At 70.6% G+C, this 21,762-nt stretch carries 25 protein-coding genes; 7 read left to right on the top strand and 18 right to left on the bottom strand.

Annotation, left to right across the window (positions count from 1 at the left end; all coding sequences use genetic code 11):
• Position 1: 1 nt before the first annotated feature.
• Both AB0Q90_RS22540 and AB0Q90_RS22535 read right to left on the bottom strand, forming a co-directional pair.
• Positions 2-1,753, bottom strand: a complete 1,752-nt coding sequence (locus tag AB0Q90_RS22540; protein ID WP_363159326.1) for a protein kinase — start codon at positions 1,751-1,753, stop codon at positions 2-4.
• 42 nt (positions 1,754-1,795) lie between these two features.
• Positions 1,796-2,644 (bottom strand): menaquinone biosynthesis protein, encoded by an 849-nt coding sequence (locus tag AB0Q90_RS22535; RefSeq protein WP_363159327.1) that lies wholly within the window; start codon positions 2,642-2,644, stop codon positions 1,796-1,798.
• A 284-nt stretch (positions 2,645-2,928) separates the two neighbouring features.
• On the opposite strand from AB0Q90_RS22535, the gene AB0Q90_RS22530 reads away from it, so the two are divergent.
• Complete coding sequence (locus tag AB0Q90_RS22530; protein ID WP_006138897.1) at positions 2,929-3,132, top strand: cold-shock protein; 204 nt, start codon at positions 2,929-2,931, stop codon at positions 3,130-3,132.
• Positions 3,133-3,241: 109 nt separating this feature from the next.
• Here the strand turns inward: AB0Q90_RS22530 and AB0Q90_RS22525 are convergent, their stop codons facing one another.
• Positions 3,242-3,805 carry an XRE family transcriptional regulator gene (locus tag AB0Q90_RS22525; RefSeq protein ID WP_363159328.1) on the bottom strand — a complete coding sequence of 188 codons (564 nt, stop codon included), beginning with the start codon at positions 3,803-3,805 and terminating at the stop codon, positions 3,242-3,244.
• 68 nt (positions 3,806-3,873) lie between these two features.
• On the opposite strand from AB0Q90_RS22525, the gene AB0Q90_RS22520 reads away from it, so the two are divergent.
• Positions 3,874-4,548 carry an AzlC family ABC transporter permease gene (locus tag AB0Q90_RS22520; protein WP_363159329.1) on the top strand — a complete coding sequence of 225 codons (675 nt, stop codon included), beginning with the start codon at positions 3,874-3,876 and terminating at the stop codon, positions 4,546-4,548.
• A complete protein-coding gene (locus AB0Q90_RS22515; protein WP_363159330.1) occupies positions 4,545-4,859 on the top strand; it encodes an AzlD domain-containing protein in 315 nt (104 codons plus the stop codon). The genes AB0Q90_RS22520 and AB0Q90_RS22515 overlap by 4 nt, the downstream gene beginning before the upstream one ends.
• 29 nt (positions 4,860-4,888) lie before the next feature.
• On the opposite strand, the gene kstD is transcribed toward AB0Q90_RS22515, so the two are convergent.
• Both kstD and AB0Q90_RS22505 read right to left on the bottom strand, forming a co-directional pair.
• Entirely contained in the window at positions 4,889-6,628 is a 1,740-nt protein-coding gene (gene kstD, locus AB0Q90_RS22510) for a 3-oxosteroid 1-dehydrogenase (RefSeq protein WP_363159331.1), read from the bottom strand.
• 79 nt (positions 6,629-6,707) lie between these two features.
• Positions 6,708-8,636: a long-chain fatty acid--CoA ligase gene (locus AB0Q90_RS22505; protein WP_363159332.1), complete on the bottom strand. Its 1,929-nt coding sequence runs from the start codon at positions 8,634-8,636 to the stop codon at positions 6,708-6,710.
• A gap of 224 nt (positions 8,637-8,860) precedes the next feature.
• Between AB0Q90_RS22505 and AB0Q90_RS22500 the strand changes: the two genes are divergently transcribed.
• Positions 8,861-9,682: a MaoC/PaaZ C-terminal domain-containing protein gene (locus tag AB0Q90_RS22500; RefSeq protein ID WP_363159333.1), complete on the top strand. Its 822-nt coding sequence runs from the start codon at positions 8,861-8,863 to the stop codon at positions 9,680-9,682.
• Here AB0Q90_RS22500 and AB0Q90_RS22495 read toward each other — a convergent pair.
• The 8 genes from AB0Q90_RS22495 to AB0Q90_RS22460 form a co-directional block, all read right to left on the bottom strand.
• Positions 9,664-10,329 carry a TetR/AcrR family transcriptional regulator gene (locus AB0Q90_RS22495; protein ID WP_363159334.1) on the bottom strand — a complete coding sequence of 222 codons (666 nt, stop codon included), beginning with the start codon at positions 10,327-10,329 and terminating at the stop codon, positions 9,664-9,666. The genes AB0Q90_RS22500 and AB0Q90_RS22495 overlap by 19 nt on opposite strands.
• Before the next feature lie 10 nt (positions 10,330-10,339).
• A complete protein-coding gene (locus tag AB0Q90_RS22490) occupies positions 10,340-10,639 on the bottom strand; it encodes a DUF4229 domain-containing protein (RefSeq protein ID WP_363159335.1) in 300 nt (99 codons plus the stop codon).
• A gap of 107 nt (positions 10,640-10,746) precedes the next feature.
• Positions 10,747-11,271, bottom strand: a complete 525-nt coding sequence (locus AB0Q90_RS22485; RefSeq protein ID WP_363159336.1) for a GNAT family N-acetyltransferase — start codon at positions 11,269-11,271, stop codon at positions 10,747-10,749.
• A gap of 4 nt (positions 11,272-11,275) precedes the next feature.
• Positions 11,276-12,439: an aminofutalosine synthase MqnE gene (gene mqnE, locus AB0Q90_RS22480; RefSeq protein ID WP_363159337.1), complete on the bottom strand. Its 1,164-nt coding sequence runs from the start codon at positions 12,437-12,439 to the stop codon at positions 11,276-11,278.
• Between the two features lie 38 nt (positions 12,440-12,477).
• Entirely contained in the window at positions 12,478-12,933 is a 456-nt protein-coding gene (locus AB0Q90_RS22475) for an Lrp/AsnC family transcriptional regulator (protein WP_363159338.1), read from the bottom strand.
• A 72-nt stretch (positions 12,934-13,005) separates the two neighbouring features.
• Positions 13,006-13,677, bottom strand: a complete 672-nt coding sequence (locus AB0Q90_RS22470; protein WP_363159339.1) for a UbiX family flavin prenyltransferase — start codon at positions 13,675-13,677, stop codon at positions 13,006-13,008.
• A 41-nt stretch (positions 13,678-13,718) separates the two neighbouring features.
• Positions 13,719-14,621, bottom strand: coding sequence for a menaquinone biosynthesis prenyltransferase MqnP (gene mqnP / locus AB0Q90_RS22465; protein WP_363159340.1), 903 nt, complete (start codon positions 14,619-14,621; stop codon positions 13,719-13,721).
• The gene (locus AB0Q90_RS22460; RefSeq protein ID WP_363159341.1) at positions 14,618-16,069 is read right to left on the bottom strand and encodes a menaquinone biosynthesis decarboxylase; all 1,452 of its coding nucleotides are present in this window, start codon (positions 16,067-16,069) and stop codon (positions 14,618-14,620) included. Before AB0Q90_RS22460 ends, mqnP begins: the two co-directional genes overlap by 4 nt.
• An 86-nt stretch (positions 16,070-16,155) precedes the next feature.
• On the opposite strand from AB0Q90_RS22460, the gene AB0Q90_RS22455 reads away from it, so the two are divergent.
• Together AB0Q90_RS22455 and AB0Q90_RS22450 are read left to right on the top strand one after the other, a co-directional pair.
• On the top strand, positions 16,156-16,461 hold the full coding sequence (locus AB0Q90_RS22455; protein WP_363159342.1) for a PLD nuclease N-terminal domain-containing protein: 306 nt from the start codon (positions 16,156-16,158) through the stop codon (positions 16,459-16,461).
• A 1-nt stretch (position 16,462) separates the two neighbouring features.
• Entirely contained in the window at positions 16,463-17,335 is an 873-nt protein-coding gene (locus AB0Q90_RS22450) for a LysR family transcriptional regulator (RefSeq protein ID WP_363159343.1), read from the top strand.
• Here AB0Q90_RS22450 and AB0Q90_RS22445 read toward each other — a convergent pair.
• Entirely contained in the window at positions 17,232-18,179 is a 948-nt protein-coding gene (locus AB0Q90_RS22445; protein WP_363159344.1) for a DMT family transporter, read from the bottom strand. The two genes, AB0Q90_RS22450 and AB0Q90_RS22445, sit on opposite strands and share 104 nt — an antisense overlap.
• Before the next feature lie 169 nt (positions 18,180-18,348).
• Between AB0Q90_RS22445 and AB0Q90_RS22440 the strand changes: the two genes are divergently transcribed.
• On the top strand, positions 18,349-19,731 hold the full coding sequence (locus AB0Q90_RS22440; RefSeq protein WP_363159345.1) for a cytosine permease: 1,383 nt from the start codon (positions 18,349-18,351) through the stop codon (positions 19,729-19,731).
• Here AB0Q90_RS22440 and AB0Q90_RS22435 read toward each other — a convergent pair.
• The 4 genes from AB0Q90_RS22435 to AB0Q90_RS22420 all read right to left on the bottom strand — a co-directional run bounded on the left by AB0Q90_RS22435 (position 19,719) and on the right by AB0Q90_RS22420 (position 21,762).
• Positions 19,719-20,339, bottom strand: coding sequence for a hypothetical protein (locus AB0Q90_RS22435; protein ID WP_363159346.1), 621 nt, complete (start codon positions 20,337-20,339; stop codon positions 19,719-19,721). The genes AB0Q90_RS22440 and AB0Q90_RS22435 overlap by 13 nt on opposite strands.
• Before the next feature lie 74 nt (positions 20,340-20,413).
• The gene (locus tag AB0Q90_RS22430; RefSeq protein WP_363159347.1) at positions 20,414-20,827 is read right to left on the bottom strand and encodes a hypothetical protein; all 414 of its coding nucleotides are present in this window, start codon (positions 20,825-20,827) and stop codon (positions 20,414-20,416) included.
• Between the two features lie 42 nt (positions 20,828-20,869).
• Positions 20,870-21,403, bottom strand: a complete 534-nt coding sequence (locus tag AB0Q90_RS22425) for a CbrC family protein (RefSeq protein ID WP_363159348.1) — start codon at positions 21,401-21,403, stop codon at positions 20,870-20,872.
• A complete protein-coding gene (locus AB0Q90_RS22420; protein ID WP_363159349.1) occupies positions 21,400-21,762 on the bottom strand; it encodes a DUF6281 family protein in 363 nt (120 codons plus the stop codon). The genes AB0Q90_RS22425 and AB0Q90_RS22420 overlap by 4 nt, the downstream gene beginning before the upstream one ends.

Below are 21,762 nucleotides of genomic sequence, written 5' to 3'. Positions count from 1 at the left end.
GCTACTTGATACGGGACAGGCGGGAGGTCGGCTTCCCCGACTCCTCGCTGTCCGAGGCGTAGGTGAGGTCGTCGCCGACCGGGGTGAGCGTGACGGTCGTGGCCGCCGGGTTGCAGCCCTTGTGGTTGGACTTGGCGCCCACGGACCTCGCCACGAGCCGTTCCATGGAGACGCTCTTGAGGGTCAGTACGTCGTTGCAGACACCGCCGAGCACGTCCGTCTGGCGCAGGATGCCCAGCTTCTCGCCCTTCTCCGCCCGGTGGACCGTGAGCCGGAAGGTGCCGAGGGGAAGGTTGCCTTCGAGGGCGACGCCCTGGCCCTCCCAGGTGCCGACGTAGGCCGTGAGGGCGTCGGGCGCCGAGGAGGCGGCGTCGGAGGTCGAGTCGCTGGGCGCCTGGGAGTAGGACGAGTCGGCGTTGGAACCGGCGGAGTCCTTCGAGGAGTTGTCCGGCAGCAGGTCGAACACGAACACCGACCCGACCGTCACGCCGGCCAGCGCGCCCGCCACGGCCAGCGCGACCGTACAGCTCATACGGCGCCCCCGGCCGCCCTCCCCCGGCACCGAGGTCGCCGCCACGGAGACCGACACCTTGCCGGGCCGCTGGGTCGAGGGCTCGGCGTCCCGCGGCTCGGGAACCGCGACGGGAGGCGCCGAAGCAGGAGGCACCGAACCGGGCGGCGCCGAGGCAGGAGGCACCGAACCGGGCGGCGCCGAGGCAGGAGGCACCGAACCGGGTGGCGCCGAACCAGGAGCCATCGTGACGGGCGGCATCGCAGGCGGCGGGCCGAACTCCCCCACGGCGGGACTGATGAAGCCCACCGGCCCGGACAGCGCGTCCCCACGCCCCCCGCCGTCCGTCGCCTCCAGGTTCAGCACCTGCACCGCGTTACGGCCCACCCGCTCGACCAGCGCCCCCGGCAGCCACCCGTCCGCCACCAGCCGTGCCGCGCCCTGCGGGCCCAGCCGCCGGGCCAGTTCGACGGGCGTGGGACGGGCCGCGGGGTCCTTGTTCAGGCACGCCTCCACCACCTCCCGCAACTCACCGTCCAGCGGGCCGAGTTCGGGCTCCTCGTGCACGACCTTGTACAGCAGGGCCGCCGAGGAGTCGCCGGGGAAGGGCTGCTCCCCCGTCGCCGCGTACGCCAGCACCGCCCCCAGGGAGAAGACGTCCGCCGCGCCGGTGACCCCCTTGCCGAGGATCTGCTCGGGCGCCATGTAGCCGGGCGAGCCGATGGAGACGCCGGTGGAGGTGAGGGAGGCGGTGCCGTCGGTGGCACGGGCGATGCCGAAGTCGATCAGGATCGGGCCGTCGACGGTGAGCAGCACGTTGGACGGCTTGACGTCCCGGTGCACCAGGCCCAGTTCGTGCACCGCCGTCAGCGCCTCCGCGAGCCCCGCCCCCAGCACTCGTACCGTGTGGGCGGGCAGTGCGCCGGTGTCCGCGACGGCCGCCGTCAGGGAGGGGCCCGCCGCGTACGCCGTAGCGACCCACGGCACGGCCGCCTCCGGGTCCGCGTCCAGGACGGGGGCCGTCCAGGCGCCGCCGACCCGGCGGGCGGCGTCGACCTCGCGGCGGAAGCGGGCGCGGAACTCCTGGTCGAGCGCGAAGTGCGGGTGCACGATCTTGACCGCGACGGTCCGGCCGCCGGCGCTGCGCCCCAGATAGACCCGGCCCATACCGCCGGAGCCGAGCCGGCCGAGCAGCCGGTAGGGCCCCACGACGGTGGGTTCGTCGACTCCGAGCGGCTGCATGGCGTCCCCCTCCCCCGTACAAGTCCCCAGCAGATTACGGCCTCAGGGCCGCAGCAGATCCACCTTCACGTCGGCCGGGAATCCCGTCGTCGGGCCGACGCGGCGGGCGAACTCGGCGACCGCCTTCAACTGGGGCTCTCCGAAGCGGAAGTCGAGGGTGGTGAAGTACTGCTCCAGGACCCGCTCGTCGAAGGCCTCCCAGCGGGCGGCCTGTTCGGCGACCTTGCCGACCTCGTCCAGGGAGAGGTTCCGGGAGGCGAGGAAGGCCTCGTGGACCTGGCGGGTGATGACCGGCTCGCGCTCCAGGTAGTCGCGGCGGGCCGCCCACACCGCGAAGACGAACGGCAGCCCGGTCCATTCCTTCCAGAGCGCGCCGAGGTCGTGCACTTCGAGGCCGTAGCGAGGCCCGTCGAGCAGGTTCGCGCGCAGCGCCGCATCGCCGATCAGTACGGCCGCGTCCGCCTCCTGCATCATCAGGCTGAGGTCGGGCGGGCAGGTGTAGTAGTCGGGCGTCACGCCGTAGCGGTCGGCGAGGAGCAGCTGGGCGAGGCGGACGGAGGTGCGCGAGGTCGAGCCGAGGGCGACCCGGGCTCCGTCGAGCTTCTCCAGCGGGACCTGCGAGACGATCACGCAGGACATCACCGGGCCGTCGCAGCCGACGGCGATGTCGGGGAAGGCGACCAGGTCGTCCGCGTTCCTGAGGAACTCGACCAGGGTGATGGGCCCGATGTCGAGGTCTCCCTGCACCAGCTTCTCGCTGAGCTTCTCCGGGGTGTCCTTCGTGAGCTCGAAGTCGAGGAGCGTGCCCGTCCTCGCGAGCCCCCAGTACAGGGGCAGGCAGTTCAGGAACTGGATGTGGCCGACGCGCGGCCGGGTGCGAGAATTGTCCACATCGCGAGGCTAGACCCCGTGAGGTACGCTTCGGACTTCGACCCCGGGGTCAACCCCTCACCGATCTTCAAACGTCCGAGTGACGTGATCTTGACCTCTATTGCTTTCGGCTGCCTGCGTGCTAGGCTCGCCGCAAGTTGCAGTTTGGTTTCCCTTGCAGTACAGAGCCTGCGGAGCATGTGACCGCGGGCTCTAGTCGTTTTCAGACGTATGCAGTGCGGTGCGGTAGTTCTCACACTTGCAGGTTCTGGAGCAGGGCAACCCTTTGGGCCCAAGGAGGGCTTATGGCTACCGGAACCGTCAAGTGGTTCAACGCCGAAAAGGGCTTTGGCTTCATCGCCCAGGAGGGCGGCGGCCCCGACGTCTTCGTCCACTACTCCGCGATCAATGCGAACGGCTTCCGTTCGCTGGAGGAGAACCAGGCGGTCTCCTTCGACGTGACTCAGGGTCCGAAGGGCCCGCAGGCGGAGAACGTCACCCCCATGTGATGTGATCCCGTCTCCGAGGCGATCCCGCCTCTGATCCGGACCTGAGAGAAGTACCCAAGGAGCCCCGCGCCGCAAGGTGTCGGGGCTCCTGCCTTTGCCCGCCGGTTCCTCAGACGTGCTGCATGACCAGCACGAACGTCGTCCCGGGCGCCAACGCTTCGTACGAGTGCCGCACATCCCCGCGATAGGACATGTAGTCCCCGGGACCCAGCTCGACCTCCTCCCCCGCCGGGCCGGCCTTCACCCGCCCCGTGCTCACGATCAGGTGCTCCACCGAGCCCGGGATGTGCGGCTCCGACTCGCGGGCCGCGCCGGGCTCGGCGCGCAGGTGGTAGATGTCCCGGCGGGCGCCGGGCGGGCTCGCGGACAGCAGGGTGGCCGCGTACTCGGCCTTCTCGGAGGCGACGGTCGGCCCCTGCCCCGCCCGGATCACCTGCACCGACGGCACGGGCGGCTCGACCAGCGCGCTGAACGGCACACCGAGCGCCACGCCCAGCGCCCACAGCGTCTCCACGCTCGGATTCCCGCTCGCCGCCTCCAGCTGGGACAGCGTGGACTTGGCGATTCCGGCGCGTTTGGCCAGCTCGGAGAGGGAGAGCCCGGCCCGGGTGCGTTCCCGGCGCAGGGAGGCGGCGATCCAGTCGAGGGGGAGGCGGGAGGAGGGCTCGGACATACTGTTCGCTCCATCGGTACGATCGTTCGCCTTGACGAACCAGGCGCCTTCTGTCCATCGTAGAGAACATGCGTACGGCAGAGCGAACACCTCAGCTGCTCCGGGATGCCTCACTCGTCTGGCTCGCCAGCGGCGTCGTCGGCGTCTCCTTCGGTGCGATATCCGTGGCGGGCGGGCTGCCGGTGTGGGTTCCGGTGGTGATGTCGCTGGTCGTGTACGCGGGATCGGCCCAGTTCAGCGCGGTCGGCGTGCTGCTGGCCGGGGGCGGGCCGCTGGCCGCGGCAGCCACCGGTCTGATGCTCAACACCCGCACCGCCGCCTTCAGCCTCGCGGTCGCGGACGTCCTCGGCGGCGGCAGCCGTCTCTCCCGGCTGGTCGGGGCCCACCTGGTGACCGACGAGACCGTGGCCTTCGCCCTCGCCCAGACCGACCCGGCCCGCCGACGGGCCGCGTTCTGGATCTCCGGGGTCGGCCTGTTCGCCGTCTGGAACGTGGGCGTCCTGGCCGGTGCCCTCGCCGGCACCGCGCTCGGCGACACGGCGACCTACGGCCTGGACGCGGCCTTCCCCGCGGTCCTGGTCGCCCTGGTACTGCCCACCCTGCGCAAGGACGCGGGCGTACGGCGCTCCGCACTGGCCGGTGCCGCGCTGGCCCTGGCGGTGACACCGGCGGTCCCGGTGGGCATCCCGGTGCTGGTGGCGCTGGCGGGACTGGCCCTGTACGGACGGAGGAAGACGGCATGAGTGCGACGCTCGTGGTGATCCTGGCGCTGGCAGTGGGGACGTACGCCTTCCGGCTGGCCGGTCCGGCACTGCACGGGCGGGTGGAACTGCCGGACCGTGTCCAGGAGTTGCTGTCCGCCGGTGCGGTGGTCCTGCTGGTGGCGCTGCTGGCGACGGGGGCGCTGACGGAGGGCGGAGGTTTCGCGGGCTGGGCGCGCCCGGCCGGGGTGGCGGCCGGGGTCGTACTGGCATGGTGGCGGGCGCCGTTCGTGGTGGTGGTGCTGGGGGCGGCGGGGGTTGCGGGGGTGCTGCGCTGGGCCGGGGTGGCGTGAAGCGGCCCCTCAAGGGGCCGCGTTGACGACTACGCCCCCGCCAGGTCCATCGCCGCGATGTACCCGAAGGTCATGGCGGGCCCGATCGTCGACCCGGCGCCCGCATAACTGTGGCCCATCACGGCCGCGCTGGCGTTCCCCGCCGCATACAGGCCCGGGATCACCGAGCCGTCGTCGCGCAGCACGCGGGCGCGGGCGTCCGTCACCAGGCCGCCCTTCGTCCCCAGGTCGCCGGGCACGATCCGGAAGGCGTAGTACGGGGGCAGCCAGAGGGGGGCGAGGCAGGAGTTCGGGAGGACGGACGGGTCCGTGTAGTAGTGGTCGTACACGCTGTCGCCGCGCCGGAAGTCGGAGTCCTTGCCTTTGAGGGCAAGGGAGTTGAAGCGGTCGACCGTGGTGCGCAGGGCCGCGGACGGGACGCCGATCGAAGTGGCCAGCGCGTCGAGCGTCCACGCCTTGCGGGCGGCGCCCGAGTCGTACCAGGCGTCGGGGAAGGGCAGGGTCGGCAGGACGTCCTTGAAGAGGTACCGGTTGCGGTAGTTCTGGTCGACGATCAGCCAGGCCGGGATCGCGGGGTCGGTGTCGTTGACGTCGTACATGGTGTGGACGACGTCGCTGTAGGGGGCGGCCTCGTTGACGAAGCGGGCGCCGGAGGCGTTCACCAACAGGCCGCCGGGGAGGGTGCGTTCGGCGAGGCAGAAGTACGACTGGCCGGGGAGCGGGATCGCCGGGCCCCACCAGGCGTCGTCCATCAGGCCGAGCGCGGCGCCCGCGCGCTCGCCCGCCCGGATGCCGTCGCCGGTGTTCTCCTTCGCGCCGACCGTCCAGTCGGTGCCGATGGGCTGTCGCTGGTAGCGCTCGCGCATGGCGGCGTTGTGCTCGAAGCCGCCCGAGCCGACGACGACGCCACGGCGGGCGCGGACCAGGGCGGGGGTGCCGTTGCGGGTGACGACCGCGCCGGTGACCGTGCCGCTCTCGATGTGCAGGTCGGTGAGGGGGGTGTCGAGCCACACCGGGACATGGGCCGACAGGAGTCCCGCGCGCAGGCCTGCCGCCAGGGACTGGCCCATGGTCAGGGGCTTCTCGCCCCTGAGCGCCGCCGCCGTGCCGCGCGCCAGGCACTGCGTCGCCACGGCGGCGCCTTTGGCGTTCACCGCGGCCAGGGCCAGCCACTTGTAGTCGGCGCTGAAGACCACCATGCCGGCGGGGGTCTGCATGTACGGCGGGTTCAGGCGGGCGAGTTCGGCGCCGAGGAGGTTGCCCTCGAGCTGGTCGGGTTCGACGGAGCGGCCGTTCGGGAGGCCGCCGGGCAGTTCGGGGTAGTAGTCGCTGTAGCCCTCCATCCAGCGGAAGCGCAGCGGGCTGTGGGCCATGACGTGGGAGAGCATCGCCGGACCGTGCTGGAGGAAGGCGCGCTGCCGGTCGGCGGGGACGTCCGGGCCGACCACGGCGGCGAGGTAGGCGGCGCCCTTGGCGGGGGTGTCCGGGACGCCGGCCGCGAGGATCACGGAGTTGTTGGGGATCCAGATCCCGGCGCCGGACCGGGCGGCCGATCCGCCGAAGGTGCCCGCCTTCTCCAGCACCACGCAGGACAGCCCCTGCCCGGCGGCGGTCAGGGCGGCCGTCATCCCGGCCGCGCCGGAGCCGATGACGACGACGTCGTACGTACCGAGGAGGGGTAAGTCCGCTGCTTGGGCGCCCTGTTGGACACCCGCCGCGACGGACAGCCCGGCACCGGCGGCCAGCAGACGTCTTCGGGACACACTCATGGTCGGCCCCCTGGGAATGAGTGGATGAGGGGACGGGAATGTGGCGCGGGGGTCTTGGGAAGTCAAGAGCCACGCCGGGTCAGCGCTCGTACAACCCCTCGATCTCCTGCGCGAAGTCCCGCATGACGACCTCCCGGCGCAGCTTCATCGACGGGGTGAGATGACCGGCCGTCTCCGTGAACTCCACCGGGAGGATCGTGAAGCGGCGGATGGACTCCGGGCGGGAGACCAGCTTGTTGGCCTCGTCCACCGCACGCTGGATGATCGCCCGCAACTCGCCGTCCTCGGCGAGGAGTTCGGCGGGGACCGGGTGGCGGCCGTTCATCCGGCGCCAGTGGGTGATGCCGTCCATGTCCAGGGTGACCAGGGCGGCGACGTAGGGGCGGCGGTCGCCGACCACCATGACCTGGGAGATCAGCGGGTGCGAGCGCAGCCAGTTCTCCAGGGGCGCCGGGGCCACGCTCTTGCCGCCCGCGGTGATCAGCATCTCCTTCTTGCGGCCGGTGATCGTCAGATAGCCCTCGTCGTCCAGCTCGCCCAGGTCGCCGGTGGCGAGCCAGCCGTCCGCGACGGCCGGGACGACCCCGCCGGCCGCCGGGTCCCAGTAGCCGCGCAGCACCTGGTCCCCGGCGATCAGGATCTCGCCGTCCGCCGCGATCCGGACCCGGGTGCCGGGCAACGGCCAGCCCACGGTGCCCAGTCGGGGCTTGAGCGGCGGCGTCACGGTGGCCGCCGCGGTCGTCTCCGTCAGGCCGTACCCCTCGTAGATCTCGATGCCGGCACCGGCGTAGAACGCGGCCAGGCGGCGGCCCAGCGGGGAGCCGCCGCAGATGGCGTGGCGGACCCTGCCGCCCATGGCGTTGCGGATGCGGCGGTAGACGAGCGGGTCGTAGAAGGTGCGGGCCATGCTCAGGGCGCGGCCGGGCCCCGGGCCGGTGCCGTGCTGTCTGGCCTCGACGGCCTCGCCGTACCGGCCGGCCACGGATGCCGCGCGGTCGAAGGACGACAGCCGGCCGCCCGCCTCGGCCTTGGCGCGGGCGGCGTTGAAGACCTTCTCCAGCATGTACGGGATGGCCAGCAGACAGGTCGGGCGGAAGCCCGAGAGGTCGGCCAGCAGATCGTCGGCCTGGAGGCTGGGCGCGTGGCCGAGCCGCACCCGGGCGCGGACGCAGGCGACGGCCACCATGCGGCCGAAGACGTGGGACATGGGCAGGAAGAGGAGGACCGAGACCTCTTCGTTCGACCGTGACTTGAAGATGGGGTAGAGGAGCTCGATGGCGTTGTCGACCTCGGCGAAGAAGTTGCCGTGCGAGAGCACACAGCCCTTGGGCCGGCCGGTCGTGCCGGAGGTGTAGATGAGGGTGGCGAGCGTGCTCGGGCCGAGCATGCCGCGGCGCACCTCGACCTCCTGGTCGGCCAGTTGCGCACCGATCTCCGCGAGCCGCCCCACATGCCCCTTCTCCATGACCCACATGTGCTTCAGGTCGGGGATGTGTTCGAGTTCCGGGCCGAGCGCGGCGGCCTGCGCGGTCTCCTCGGTGACGAGGGCGACCGCGCCGGAGTCCTGGAGGATCCAGCGGGTCTGGTAGACGGAGGAGGTCGGGTAGACGGGCACGGTCACCAGACCGGCGGCCCAGGCGGCGAAGTCGAGCAGGGTCCACTCGTACGTCGTGCGCGCCATGACCGCGATCCGGTCGCCCGGCATCAGGCCCTCGGCGATGAGCCCCTTGGCCACGGCGAGCACCTGCCCGGCGAACTCGGCCGCCGTCACATCGGCCCAACTGCCGTCCTGCGCCCTGCGGCTGAGCACCACGGTGTCCGGCACCGCGGCGGCGTTGTCGAAGGGCAGGTCGCCCAGTGATCCGCGCGAGACGGGCGGCGCGAAGGGCGGGATGTACGCCTCCCGGACGACTCCGTCCAGCCGCCGCGTCTCGGGCTCCACGAGGGTGGGCGCGGGGGCGTCGTCGAACGCGGCGGAGGCGGCGAAGGAGGGAAGGGGGGTGGACACGGGCGGCTCCTGGAGCGACGTTCACCGGCGGTTCCTGAGGATGGGTTACCGCCGGTTCGGCAGGCGATCGTACGGGGCGGACGTGTGAGACCTGTGCCCGTTCAGGGATGGTCCGGAGGGGATTCACTGCGGGTCGACGGGGGCTGTCGCGCAGTCCTTCGCACCTCTATTACCTCCGGTAACCTTACTTCAGAGTAAGTAACTGGACCTCATGGGGGAAGACCATGGCCGACCGCTTTCTGCTGCCCCTTCTCATACGCGGCGCCCTCCTCTCCCCGTTCAAACGGCCGCGCCCGGACGCCGACTTCCCGCGCGACCCGCTCGTCCTGCCCGGCCTGCGCGTGGACCTCGCACGGCTCGCGGAGTACGAGCGGGTGTGCGGGTTCGCGACCGGGGAGGACGCGCTGCCGGTCACCTACCCGCACGTCCTCGGCTTCCCGTCGGCCATGCGGCTGATGTGCGGGCGGGCCTTCCCGCTGCCGGTGCTCGGCCTCGTCCACACGTCGATCGAGATCACCCGGCACCGGCTGCTCCCCGCCACCGGCGCGTACGAACTCGGCGTGCACGTCGCCGGGTTGGCACCGCACCGGCGGGGCACGGAGGCCACGGTCGTCACGGAACTGCGGACCGGCGGCGAGGTCGTTTGGGAGTCACGCAGTACATACCTGGCGCGGCACCGCACCGACGCGGGACCGGCACCGAGTCAGGCGCACGAGCCGCTCCCGGCCGTCGCCGACTGGCGGCTCGGCGGGGACGTCGGCCGGCGGTACGCCGCGGCCTCCGGCGACCGCAACCCCATCCACCTGTACCCGCTCACCGCCCGCCTGTTCGGCTTCCCGCGCGCCATCGCCCACGGCATGTGGACGGTGGCCCGTTGCCTGGCGGCCTACGGCGTTCCGCCGGCCGCGCGGATCCGGGCGGAGTTCCGGGCGCCGGTGCTGCTGCCGGGGACGGTGGTGTACGGGGCGGAGAACGGGCGGTTCGAGCTGCGGGGCGACGCGGGCCGCGTGCATGTGACGGGGAGGGTCTACCCCGTCACCGGGTGATCCGCCTCCTGCGGTGCCGCCCAGGGGCGGCCCTCCATGAGGTCGCCGAGGCCTGCCCAGGCGAAGTTCATCAGGGTCGCGGCCGCCTGGCGGGCGGTGACACCGGGGGTGGCGTTGGCCCAGGCGGCGAGCGACTCGGCGGCGCCGACCAGGGCCTCGGCGAGCCCGGCGACCTCGCGTTCCGGGAGGTCGGGGTCGCGGTGTGCGGCACGGGCGGCGGCGAGGATCAGCTGCGTGACGAACGCGACGATCTCCTCGCGCATCGCGGCGACCTCACCGGCGAACGCCTCGCCGTGGGTACGCGCCTGGAGGTGCAGGATCGCGAAGCCGTCCGGGTTCTGCGCGGTGTGCGTGAAGAACGCCCGCAGTCCTGCCCAGAGTTGGCGGTCGGCGGGCACGTCGGTCCGCACCCCGGCCCGCACGGCCTCGGTCAGCGCCCGTGCCTCGCGGCGGATGCAGGCGGTGAAGAGATCGTCCTTGGAATTCAGGTACAGGTAGACCAACGGCTTGGAGACACCGGCGAGTTCGGCGATCTCGTCCATCGAGGCGGCCCGGTACCCGCGCCGCCCGAAGGTCCGCACGGCGGCGTCCAGCATCTGCTGCTCACGGACCGCGCGCGGCATCCGCTTGGTCTTCACGGCACCCATGGGGGCAAGACTAGGACGTCTGCCCCTGAGCCCGCGCCGCGTCGTCGGCAACGTCTTCCTGGCTGCGGTTCGCGTCCAGGTTGGCCTTGACGCGGTCGACCTTCTGGACGATCTGCACCGAGGCGCGGTCGCGCTCCTTGCGCAGGACGACGAAGCTGATCGGGGCGGAGACCAGCAGGGCGAGCAGAACGACCCACATGCCGTTGGAGTCGCCGAGGCCGCGCGGGACGAGACCGGAGTAGACGAGGCCCCAGACGACCACGAGGCAGCCCGCGAAGATACCGAGGCGCATCAGCGTGTAGCGGAGCATCTCAATTCACTCTTCCGTCAACGGTACGAACAGTCCCAAAGGGATTCCCCAAGGGCATCGTCCAGTGAAGCACGCCCACGACCCGATCTTGCAGGGGGGTACGACGGTCAGGTCAGCGGCAGCAGCATGTGGACGTCGTCCCGGTCGTCGCCGGGCGCGACCCGGATCGCGCCGGGGATCCGGCCGACCTCCTTGTAGCCGCAGGAGCCGTAGAACCGCTCCAGGCCCAGGCCGCCGCGGCAGGTGAGGCGGATCGCCTCTGTGCCGGGGAGGGTCCGGGCCGCGTCCTCGGCGGCGGCGAGCAGATCACGGCCGTAGCCCTTGCCCTGGTGACCGGGGTGGACCATCACCGTGTACAGCCACACCCAGTGCTTCATCAGCCGGTGCGTGTTGTGGGCGATGAACGCGGTCGCGGCGACCGTGCCTGCCCGGTCCCGGCCCACCAGCAGCCGGGTACGGCCCTCCGCCATGGCGACGAAGTGCTTCACCAGCTCGGGCCGTATGTCGTCCACCGTCACCGGCGGCACGAACCCCACCGAGCCGCCCGCGTTCGACACGTCCGCCCACAGCGCCAGCACCTCGTCCCGGAGGGCGGGCGAGACCGCCGGGTCCAGCTCGAACGTCAACGTCACCGGATCACACCCGCATCGGCTGCGGCGACTCCCTGCGCTCCGGGTCCGCACCCTCGTACTCGCGGATGATCTCGTAGCGCGTGTTCCGTTCCACCGGGCGGAAGCCGGCGTCGCGGATCAGGTCGAGGAGGTCGTCGCGGGTCAGCTTGTTCGGCGTGCCGTAGTTGTCCGCGTCGTGGGTGATCTTGTACTCGACGACCGAGCCGTCCATGTCGTCGGCGCCGTGCTGCAGGGCCAGTTGTGCGGTCTGGACGCCGTGCATGACCCAGAAGACCTTGACGTGCGGGACGTTGTCGAAGAGCAGGCGGGAGACCGCGAAGGTCTTCAGGGCCTCCGCGCCCGTCGCCATCTGGGTCCGCGCCTGGAGGCGGTTGCGGACCTTGCCGTCCTTCATGTCGACGAAGTCGTGCTGGTAGCGCAGCGGGATGAAGACCTGGAAGCCGTTCGTCTCGTCCTGGAGCTCGCGCAGCCGCAGCACGTGGTCCACCCGGTGCCGCGGCTCCTCGATGTGGCCGTACAGCATGGTGCACGGGGTCTTCAGACCCTTCTCGTGCGCCAGGCGGTGGATCCGGGACCAGTCCTCCCAGTGGGTGCGGTGGTCCACGATGTGCTGACGGACCTCCCAGTCGAAGATCTCGGCGCCGCCGCCGGTCAGCGACTCAAGGCCCGCGTCGATCAGCTCGTCCAGGATCTCGGAGGCCGACAGACCGGAGATCGTCTCGAAGTGGTGGATCTCCGTCGCCGTGAAGGCCTTCAGCGAAACGTTCGGCAGGGCCGCCTTCAGCTCCCGCAGCGAGCGCGGGTAGTAGCGCCACGGCAGGTTCGGGTGCAGGCCGTTGACGATGTGCAGCTCGGTGAGGTTCTCCGACTCCATCGCCTTGGCGAGCTTGACGGCCTCCTCGATGCGCATCGTGTACGCGTCCTTCTCCCCCGGCTTGCGCTGGAAGGAGCAGTACGCGCAGGAGGCCGTGCAGACGTTCGTCATGTTGAGGTGACGGTTGACGTTGAAGTGGACGACGTCGCCGTTCTTCCGCGTCCGCACCTCGTGGGCGAGCCCGCCGAGCCACGCCAGGTCGTCCGACTCGTACAGCGCGATGCCGTCCTCGCGGCTCAGCCGCTCACCGGCCATGACCTTCTGCTCCAGCTCGCGCTTGAGCCCGACGTCCATGCGTACACCTCTCCTAGACCGACCTGACAACCGTAGCCCTACACCTCTTCCGGAAGCTCACCCACCCGGTTCTCCCACTTCGTGGAGAGCACGATGGTCGTACGGGTCCGGGACACGCCCTTCGTCCCGCTGAGCCGCCGGATGATCTTCTCCAGCCCGTCCACGTCGTTCGCCCGCACCTTGAGCATGTACGAGTCGTCACCGGCGATGAACCAGCAGTCCTCGATCTCGCCGAGGTCCTTCATCCGGCGCGCCACGTCCTCGTGATCGGTCGCGTCGGAGAGCGAGATGCCGATCAGGGCGGTGACACCGAGGCCGAGGGAGGCCGCGTCGACGGTCGCGCGATAGCCGGTGATGACACCGGCCGCCTCCAGCCGGTTGATGCGGTCGGTGACGCTGGGTCCCGACAGGCCGACGAGGCGCCCCAGCTCCGCGTAGGAGGCCCGGCCGTTCTCCCTCAGGGCCTGGATGAGCTGCCTGTCCACCGCGTCCATGCGATTCGAAGCCTTCCGCTGAAAAGGTCGATGAGTTCTGAAGTACCGAGTACTGCTGATCCCGCGTGCTGCTCAGGTCGTGCGTGCGCCGCCGAGGTCGCCCTTCCAGCGGCGGTAGAGCCGGTGCTCCACGCCCGCCGCGTCGAGTACGCGTCCGGCGACGAAGTCCACCAGGTCCTGGATGTGCGTGGCGCCCGCGTAGAAGGCGGGCGAGGCGGGTACGACGGCCGCGCCCGCGTCGTCGAGGGCGACCAGATGCCGCAGCGTCTGCCCGTTCAAAGGGGTCTCCCGAACGGCGACCACCAGCTTGCGGCCCTCTTTCAGGGTCACGCTCGCCGCCCGCTGCAACAGGTCCTTGGACAGCCCGAGCGCCACCCCCGCGACACAGGCGGTGGACGCCGGCACGATGAGCATGCCCTTCGCGGGATACGACCCCGAGGACGGCCCGGCGGCAAGGTCCCCCGCCGCCCAGTGCCGTACCCCGGAGAGGTCCACGGCGAAGGTGTCCGGCTTCCCGTCCGCCCCGCGGGACAGCCATTCCCGCAGGTCGTCCTGCCAGTGCGCGTCCCGGAAGCCGATCCCGGTCTCGTCGAGCAGGGTCAGCCGGGAGGCCCGGCTGACGACCAGGTCGACGCTCTCCCCCGCCTCCAGAAGCGCACGCAGCACAGCGGCCGCGTACGGGGTACCGGATGCTCCGGACACCCCCACGATCCAAGGCGCGCGCTGCGTTTCTCCTGCGTTCACACCCCGAGCCTACCGGCGGGTCGCACGGTCTTCGGTCCCGGTCACACCGTGAGCCCGCGCGTCAGCAGGTCGAACAGGGCGCAGACGAACAGGCTGATGCCGATGAAACCGTTCGTCGAGAAGAACGCCCGGTTGAGGCGGGACAGGTCGTGCGGGGTGACGATCCGGTGCTCGTAGACGAACGCGCCCGCCACGATCATCAGGCCCAGCCAGAAGAACCCGCCCGCGTCGGTCGCCACGGCGTACCAGACGAGGAGCAGCGTGGTGACGAGGTGACAGACCCGCGCACCCCAGATCGCCGCCGGGATGCCGAAGCGGGCCGGGACCGACATGACTCCGGTCTCGCGGTCGGTCTCGACGTCCTGGCAGGCGTAGATGAGGTCGAAGCCGCCGATCCAGATGCCCACGGCGAGGCCGAGCAGGACCGCGTCCCAGGACCAGGAACCGGTGATCGCCAGCCAGCCGCCGATCGGGCCCATCGCCTGGGCGAGACCGAGGATGGCCTGCGGGAAGTTCGTGAACCGCTTGCCGTAGGGGTAGACCACCATCGGGATCACCGCGACGGGGGCCAGGGCCAGGCAGAGCGGGTTCAGCAGGGCCGCCGAGCCCAGGAAGATCGTGACCGCGATCAGCGCGCCGGTCCACGCGTGCTTCACCGACATCGCGCCGGTCACCAGCTCGCGCTGCGCCGTGCGCGGGTTACGGGCGTCGATCTCGCGGTCGATGATCCGGTTGACCGCCATCGCGAACGTCCGCAGGCCCACCATGCAGATGGTGACCAGCAGCAGCCGGCCCCAGTGGATGTTCTTGTCCCACTGGAACATCGCGGTCAGGGCGGCGATATAGGCGAAGGGCAGCGCGAAGATCGAGTGCTCGATCATGACCAGGCGCAGGAAGGCCTTCGTACGGCCCGGCTGGGGAAGTGCGGCAGACGCGGAACTCACAGTCCGTATTCCTTCCACCGGCGGTCGACCTTCGCCGCCGTCTCCGGGTCGGACACCACCATGTCGGGCCAGCCGCCGTCACGCGTATAGCCCTCCTCGGGCCACTTCTTCGTGGCGTCGATGCCCGCCTTGCCGCCCCAGAACTGCTGGTAGGAGGCGTGGTCGAGATGGTCGACGGGGCCTTCCACGACGCTGAGGTCACGGGCGTAGTCCGTGTTGCCCAGCGCCCGCCAGGCGACCTCGTGCAGATCGTGCACGTCGCAGTCGGAGTCGACGACCACGATCAGCTTGGTCAGGGACATCATGTGGGCGCCCCAGATCGCGTGCATCACCTTCTGCGCGTGCTTGGGGTACTTCTTGTCGATCGAGACGATCGCGCAGTTGTGGAAGCCGCCGGCCTCGGGCAGGTGGTAGTCCACGATGTCCGGGACGATGATCTTCAGCAGGGGGAGGAAGAAGCGCTCCGTCGCACGGCCCAGCGGTCCGTCCTCCGTCGGGGGCCGGCCCACGACGATCGACTGGAGCAGCGGCCGCTTGCGCATCGTCACGCAGTCGATCGTCAGCGCGGGGAAGGGCTCCTGCGGGGTGTAGAACCCGGTGTGGTCGCCGAACGGGCCCTCCGGGAGCATCTCGCCCGGCTCCAGCCAGCCCTCCAGCACGACCTCCGCCTGCGCCGGAACCTGGAGCGGGACCGTCTTGCAGTCGACCATCTCGATCCGCTTGCCCGCGAGGAACCCGGCGAACAGGTACTCGTCGATGTCACCGGGGAGCGGGGCGGTGGAGGCGTAGGAGACGGCGGGCGGGCAGCCGAAGGCGATCGCGACCGGGAGGCGTTCGCCGCGCCGGGCGGCGACCTGGTAGTGGTTCCGGCTGTCCTTGTGGATCTGCCAGTGCATGCCGATCGTGCGCTTGTCGTGGCGCTGGAGGCGGTAGAGACCGAGGTTGCGGACGCCCGACTCCGGGTCCTTGGTGTGGGTCAGCCCCAGGTTGAAGAAGGAGCCGCCGTCCTTCGGCCAGGTGAACAGGGCGGGGAGCCGGTCCAGGTCGACGTCGTCGCCCTGGAGCACCACTTCCTGGACGGGGGCCTCTTTCACCTTCTTCGGCGGTACGTGCGTCATCGCGCCGAGCTTGCCGAAGGCCTCCCGCACGCCCACGAAGCCGTGCGGCAGCTCGGGCTTGAGCAGCCCGCCGATCTTCTCGCTGATGTCGCCGTACGACTTCAGGCCGAGCGCCTTCAGCAGCCGGCGGTCGGTGCCGAAGACGTTCATCGCGAGGGGCATGTCGGAGCCCTTCACGTTCTCGAAGAGCAGTGCCGGGCCGCCCGCCTTCTGCACCCGGTCGACGATCTCCCCGACCTCCAGATACGGATCGACCTCAGCCTTGACACGCTTGAGGTCGCCTTCGCGTTCCAGTGCCCTCAGCAGGGAACGAAGATCGTCGTAAGCCATGGGGTCAAGTATCCCCGAGCGGCTACCCTGGCCCTGTACCTGGGGGCTGTGATCGCGGCCCCGACGACCGTCTCGCGGGAGGCCCCATGCTCCGGGTGCTGTTGTTCCTCGTGCCGCTGGCGCTGAGCATCTACGCGTTCATCGACTGCATCAGCACGAAGGACGAGGACATCCGTCACATCCCCAAGCCGCTGTGGGCGATCCTCGTGCTGCTGTTCCCGCTCGTCGGCTCGATCTCGTGGCTGATCGCCGGCAAGAAGCGCAGCCCGGCCGCCGAGGGCTGGTCCGGGGTGCGGACCAACCGCGGGCAGCGGTGGGTGGCGCCCGACGACAACCCCGAGTTCCTGAAGTCACTGGACGACGACGACAAGAAGAAGCGGGACGAACCCTGACATGGAACTGCGGCTGCTCGTCACCTTCGAGAAGGTCGCGACCGTCCTGAGCTTCACCCGGGCCGCGACCGAGCTGGCCTACGCGCAATCCAGCGTGACCAGTCAGATCCGGGCGCTTGAGTCCTCGCTCGGCACGGAACTCTTCGACCGGCTCGGCAGCCGCATCCGGCTGACGGAGGCCGGTGAGCGGCTGCTGCCCTACGCCCGCCAGATCATCGAGCTCACCGAGGAGGCGCGGGCCGCGGTGGCGGGGGCGGAGGAACCGGAGGGCTCGCTCGTGGTCGGCACCATGGAGTCGCTGACCTCCTACCGGCTGCCCCCGCTCCTGGAGCTCTTCCACCACCGCTACCCCAAGGTGCGCCTGGCGCTGCGCACGACGATCGGGGACGAGACCCGGCAGGCGCTGCGGCAGGGGACGTACGACCTCGGCTTCCTCATGGAGGAGGAGACCGAGCACGCGGGCCTGGAGAGCGAGGTGCTGGCGGTGGAGCCGCTGGTGCTGGTGGCGGGGCAGCAGCTGGAGGTGGCCTCCACGGCCGACCTCGTACGGCAGTCCCTGCTCGCCACCGAACCCGGCTGCGCCTACCGCGACTTGTTCGAGCGGGAGCTCAAGTCGGTGTCCCAGGCGGTGGAGTTCATGGAGTTCGGCACCATAGAGGCCACCAAACGCGCGGCGGCGGCCGGCCTCGGCATCGCGCTGCTGCCCGAGGTGACGGTCGCCGCCGAACTCGCGGAGGGGTCTTTGGTACGGCTGCCGTGGGAGCCGCCGTTCACGCTTCGGACGCAACTGGCGTGGCGGTCCGGGAAGCGGCTTCCGGCGCACGCCCGGCTGTTCCTGGAGCAGGCGCGGAAGCTGATTGCCGAGCAAGGGTGACCTTGAGGCTCGCCGTCACGATCAGCGGGACGCCGAGCGCCTGCACGAGGCCGATGTGGTGGCCGTACACCGCCCAGTCGACGAACATCGCGACCGCCGGGTAGACGAAGGCGAGGACGGCGATCTTCGCGGTGGGAAGCTGGGCGTAGGCGGCGTACATGAGGACGTACATCAGTCCCGTGTGGATGATCCCGAGGCCGACCAGCCATCCCCAGTCCGCGCCCGTGCCGCTCATCGCGCCGAAGTCGGCGAAGGGGAGGAGGAGCGGGATGCCCACGAGGACCTGGACGAGGGCGATGAGGTGCGGCCGTACGCCGGTGATCCGCTTGGTGACGACGGTGGACAGGCCGTAGAGAAGAGCGGCGAGGAGGGCCTGGCCGATACCGGTCAGATAGGCGCCGCCGCCGGTGAGGTCGGCCGGGGTGATGCCCGAGACGAGGATCAGTCCGGCGAAGGCGAGGCCGATCCAGCCGACCTTCGCCGCGGTGAGCCGCTCGCGGAAGAGGAGGGCGCCGAGCAGGACGACGTAGAACGGCTGGGTGTGGTAGACCACCGTCGCCACGGAGATGGACGTGTTCTCGTAGGACTGGAAGAGGAAGACCCAGTTGAAGACGATGAACACGCCGCCGAGGACGGCGAGTCCGAGGGTGCGGGGCGTGAAGCCGTGGTTCCTGAGCCAGCCGCGGGCGAGGATGTAGCCGCCGAGGGCGAGGGCGCCGAACAGGACGCGGAAGAAGACGACGTTGAAGGGCGAGGCGCCCGACTCGACGACGAAGACACCGAGGGTGCCGGAGAGGACCATCGCGGTCGTCAGCTGGGCCGTGCCCTTGTTCTCTGAGGTCATGTCCAGGACGCTACGAGCAGACGTCGTCCCTGGTCCACGCGCTGCTGGGGCGTCCTGCCGATGGGCCCATCGGCGGCGCCGATGCGTGCAGGTTGTACGCCGGTGAGGCTTCCGATGCGGACAATGCGCCCCTGGGCGGGGCTCGGAACCGGCCGGACACTTACGTCGTATGACGACGACTTCCGCCACGGCGGCCGCCGCCCCTGCATACGGTGACAAGGTCATCGCCGTCGAAGCGGCGGGCTCGGAACCCATCCCCGATGCCGAACGCCACGGCACTCCGCTGCAGTTGCTGTGGACGTGGGCGTCGCCGAACATCGAGTTCGCGACGGTGTACATCGGCGTGATCTCGGTGCTGTTCTTCGGCCTGAACTTCTGGCAGGCGTGCGCGGCGCTGCTGCTGGGGACGGCGCTGGGGGCCGTGACGCACGGGATCCTGTCGCTGGACGGCCCGCGGTTCGGCGTGCCCCAGATGGCGATCGGCCGGTTCTCCTTCGGCTTTCGCGGGAACCTGCTGCCGTCGGGCGTGAACGCGCTGGTGGCGGGCGTCGGCTGGTTCGCGGTGAACAGTGTGAGCGCGGCCTTCGCGCTGAACACACTGACGGGGCTGCGCCCGTTGCCCTCGTTGCTGCTGGTGGTGGCGGCGGAGATCGTGATCGGCTTCATCGGGCACAACTTCGTGCACGTCTTCGAGAAGTACGCGTTTCCGGTGCTGGCGGTGATCTTCCTGCTGGCCGGGGTGTGGACCTTCGGCGAGGCGGACCTGGGGGCACCGGGCGGGGGCGGCGGCGTGGGCGGCTTCCTGCTGGCGTTCAGCGCGGCGTGGGGGTACGCGGCCGGCTGGAACCCGGGGGCCTCGGACTACTCGCGCTATCTGCCGCGCACGGCGAACCGCTTGCGTACGGCGCTGTATCCGGCCGTCGGCCTGTTCGTGTCGGTCGCGGTGGTGTCGGTGATCGGGGCGGCGTCGGCGACGATCGTGGCGCCGGAGGGGGCCACGCCGACGGCGGCGTTCACGGGGCATCTGCCGGGCTGGCTGGGCGACTTGGTGCTGCTGGCGATCATCCTGGGCGCGGTGTCGGCGAACGCGCTGAACGTGTACTCGTCGGCGATGTCGATCACGTCGCTGGGGCTGCGGCTGCCGAAGTGGCTCGGGCGGAGCGCGATCGTCGTGCTGTGCGGGCTGGCCGGTACCGGGGCGGCGTGGGCGTCGCTGGAGGACGCGGGGCATGCGTACGAGGCGTTCCTGCTGGTGATCGCGTACTGGGTGGGGCCGTGGCTGGGGGTCGTGCTGGTGGAGCGGTGGATTCGGTCGGGGCGGCCCGTGGAGGAGGTCGCGGGCCGGCTGACGGACCGGGGCTTCACGAACTGGCCCGGTCTGACAGCCCTGTTGGCGGGCATCGCGGTCTCCGTCCCCCTCTTCTCCAACCAGGAGAAGTACATGGGGTGGGTGCCGGAGCAGTGGCCCTCGTTCGGTGACGTGACCTGTCTGGTGGGCTTCGCGGTGAGCGCGGGCCTGTACGCGGTGCTGGGGCGCCGTCAGTCCGCGTAGGCCTGCTCGACGTGCTCGACCCGGATGCGCTCCTCGTGGCTCCCGCCGAACTCCTTGTGGATGATCGGCTCGGCGGTGTCCGGGTCGTCGACACCGACGAACACCCACCCCTGCTCGTCGACACCGACCTCACGGAGCTGGAAGGTGCCGTCCCAGCGGTGCATGTCCTCGCTGATCCGGTCGGCGAGCGCCTCCAGCTTCTTCCGGCTGACGTCGGTGTCGTGGAGCCGCACGACGACACCCTTCTCGGCGGCCTCGCACACGGCGGCGTCGAACGCCGCGGACGGGATGCGGTAGAGGTCGGCGGCGTTGTCGGGCTCGTCGACGGAGAGGCCGGTGTAGACGTCGGCGTACCGCTCGGCGGCGAGACGGTCGATGCGGTCGAGGAGCCGGTAGAGGGGGGTGTCGTCGGGGTCGGTGGTACCCCCGCCGGGCCGGGTACCGACGCACTGGGACGTCTTGGGCCGCCCGGCGGCGTTGGCACCGTCGGCGTAATCGACATCCGCGTGCCCGGTCTCCAGCGCGTCGATGTACAGCACGGCCGCGGTGACGACACCCGCGGTGGCAACAGCGGCGGCACTGATCCGGATGCCCTTGCGCTTCATCATGTCCCCCTCCATTTCTGCGCGACGGCACTGTGACGCGGGAGGGGGCTCGGACGTTCAGTTCTGCCGCGGGACCACTACGCCCGAATCCAGCGCCGCAGCGCCTCCACCGTGGTCTCCGGCGACCTGTTGAAGCACAGCCGGATGCCGGGGGCCGCTTCGGTGAGGGTGTTGATCAGGCGCTCGAACAGCAGGGTGTGCTCCGGGAGCAGCCGTACGCCGCCACCGATCATCGCCAGACCGAACGGCTCCTTGCGGAGGTGGTCCCGTACGGCCTCCTCGGCGCGGTCCGGATCGGTGTCGATCAGGCATGTGGTGACGTCGAGGCCCGACTCGCGCAGCATCTCGTTCCCCGCGGCGATCCGGGCGGTGAGTACCGACTCGGTCATGCCCTCGGGCATCCGGCTGTAGTCGAGGGAGCTCGGGTGCAGCCCGATGGACAGCACCTTCGTGTCGCTGGGCAGGGGGCCGGAGATCGCCAACTCGTCCACGGTACTTGCCCTTTCAGGTCGACTTACGACGACTCTACTGACTCAGGAGGCGTCGACGTAGGCGAGGTGGGTGCCGCAGGACGTGCAGCGGAAGAGCATGGCCGTTGCCGCTTCGCCGAGGTGGGTCAGGAAGCGGTCGAGCTGGTCGGCGTCGTGCCAGCCGCCCAGGCGCAGATCGAGGCGGAGCTGGTCGAGTGCCTCGGGGTGGGCCGCCAGTTCTTCGTGGCCGACCTCGCCCAGGAAGGCCGCGGCGTCCTGGCAGTGGACGAGCCAGTGCGGGTCCTGCCAGGCGTGGAAGCCGGGGGTACGGCGGGTGACCTCGTGGAGGGTCTCCTCGCTGACGTCCTTGAGGCCGTAGGCGTCGGCGAACTCGCCTTCGTAGCGTTCCGCGGCGCTGCCGTCGGCGATGCACCACGGGCAGAAGCGGCCGCCGATGTCGTGCGCGGTGTAGAAGGTCGCGGTGTAGATCCAGCCCCGACTGCGGTGGCAGCACTCGCACTTCTCGGTGCTTGCGCGGATGGATCCGCTGGTGACGGGGTCGGGGTGGTAGCGGAAAGCGGGCAGGTCGGCACTCATCGGGCGATCAGTTCCTCGATCTCCGGCGGCAGTTCCTTGCCGGAGCGTACGGCGACGAAGACCGCGTCGTCGGGTGCCGTTCCCACCGCGATGGCCACGGCCGGGTCCAGGCCCTCGACCTCGTAGGCCGTCGTGGGCCGCGCCTTGGAGCCCTCGTCGTCGTCGCCGCCCGTGTCGTCGCACGGTGGGTGTGTGGCGGTGCCGAGCTTCGCCCCGACCGTGAAGTCGACGTTCGCCACGTCGATGTAGCGGCGGTTGTCGTAGTCGATGACGAACGCGCAGGACGCCGCCCCTTCCGCGCCGCCGCTCGACTCCGTGCAGGCGACCGCGCCCAGCGCTACGGCCGTGATGACGGCCAT

The organism is Streptomyces sp. NPDC079141 (genome assembly GCF_040686775.1).
Classification (GTDB): domain Bacteria; phylum Actinomycetota; class Actinomycetes; order Streptomycetales; family Streptomycetaceae; genus Streptomyces.
Note: the sequence above shows the minus strand (reverse complement) of the source record. Positions and strands in the feature narration are given on the sequence as shown.

What these genes read in the sequence shown, in the direction of transcription:
- AB0Q90_RS22525 (WP_363159328.1), bottom strand. Translation starts at nt 3,805, where the DNA reads ATGTCCGAGCCCTCCTCCCGCCTCCCCCTCGACTGGATCGCCGCCTCC.
- kstD (WP_363159331.1), bottom strand. Translation starts at nt 6,628, where the DNA reads ATGAGTGTGTCCCGAAGACGTCTGCTGGCCGCCGGTGCCGGGCTGTCC.
- AB0Q90_RS22460 (WP_363159341.1), bottom strand. Translation starts at nt 16,069, where the DNA reads ATGGCTTACGACGATCTTCGTTCCCTGCTGAGGGCACTGGAACGCGAA.
- AB0Q90_RS22455 (WP_363159342.1), top strand. Translation starts at nt 16,156, where the DNA reads ATGCTCCGGGTGCTGTTGTTCCTCGTGCCGCTGGCGCTGAGCATCTAC.
- AB0Q90_RS22425 (WP_363159348.1), bottom strand. Translation starts at nt 21,403, where the DNA reads ATGAGTGCCGACCTGCCCGCTTTCCGCTACCACCCCGACCCCGTCACC.
- AB0Q90_RS22500 (WP_363159333.1), top strand. Translation starts at nt 8,861, where the DNA reads ATGGCCGACCGCTTTCTGCTGCCCCTTCTCATACGCGGCGCCCTCCTC.
- AB0Q90_RS22530 (WP_006138897.1), top strand. Translation starts at nt 2,929, where the DNA reads ATGGCTACCGGAACCGTCAAGTGGTTCAACGCCGAAAAGGGCTTTGGC.
- AB0Q90_RS22445 (WP_363159344.1), bottom strand. Translation starts at nt 18,179, where the DNA reads ATGACCTCAGAGAACAAGGGCACGGCCCAGCTGACGACCGCGATGGTC.
- AB0Q90_RS22475 (WP_363159338.1), bottom strand. Translation starts at nt 12,933, where the DNA reads ATGGACGCGGTGGACAGGCAGCTCATCCAGGCCCTGAGGGAGAACGGC.
- AB0Q90_RS22495 (WP_363159334.1), bottom strand. Translation starts at nt 10,329, where the DNA reads ATGGGTGCCGTGAAGACCAAGCGGATGCCGCGCGCGGTCCGTGAGCAG.
- AB0Q90_RS22450 (WP_363159343.1), top strand. Translation starts at nt 16,463, where the DNA reads ATGGAACTGCGGCTGCTCGTCACCTTCGAGAAGGTCGCGACCGTCCTG.
- AB0Q90_RS22520 (WP_363159329.1), top strand. Translation starts at nt 3,874, where the DNA reads ATGCGTACGGCAGAGCGAACACCTCAGCTGCTCCGGGATGCCTCACTC.
- mqnE (WP_363159337.1), bottom strand. Translation starts at nt 12,439, where the DNA reads ATGGACGTCGGGCTCAAGCGCGAGCTGGAGCAGAAGGTCATGGCCGGT.
- AB0Q90_RS22420 (WP_363159349.1), bottom strand. Translation starts at nt 21,762, where the DNA reads ATGGCCGTCATCACGGCCGTAGCGCTGGGCGCGGTCGCCTGCACGGAG.
- AB0Q90_RS22435 (WP_363159346.1), bottom strand. Translation starts at nt 20,339, where the DNA reads ATGATGAAGCGCAAGGGCATCCGGATCAGTGCCGCCGCTGTTGCCACC.
- AB0Q90_RS22490 (WP_363159335.1), bottom strand. Translation starts at nt 10,639, where the DNA reads ATGCTCCGCTACACGCTGATGCGCCTCGGTATCTTCGCGGGCTGCCTC.
- AB0Q90_RS22515 (WP_363159330.1), top strand. Translation starts at nt 4,545, where the DNA reads ATGAGTGCGACGCTCGTGGTGATCCTGGCGCTGGCAGTGGGGACGTAC.
- AB0Q90_RS22440 (WP_363159345.1), top strand. Translation starts at nt 18,349, where the DNA reads ATGACGACGACTTCCGCCACGGCGGCCGCCGCCCCTGCATACGGTGAC.
- AB0Q90_RS22540 (WP_363159326.1), bottom strand. Translation starts at nt 1,753, where the DNA reads ATGCAGCCGCTCGGAGTCGACGAACCCACCGTCGTGGGGCCCTACCGG.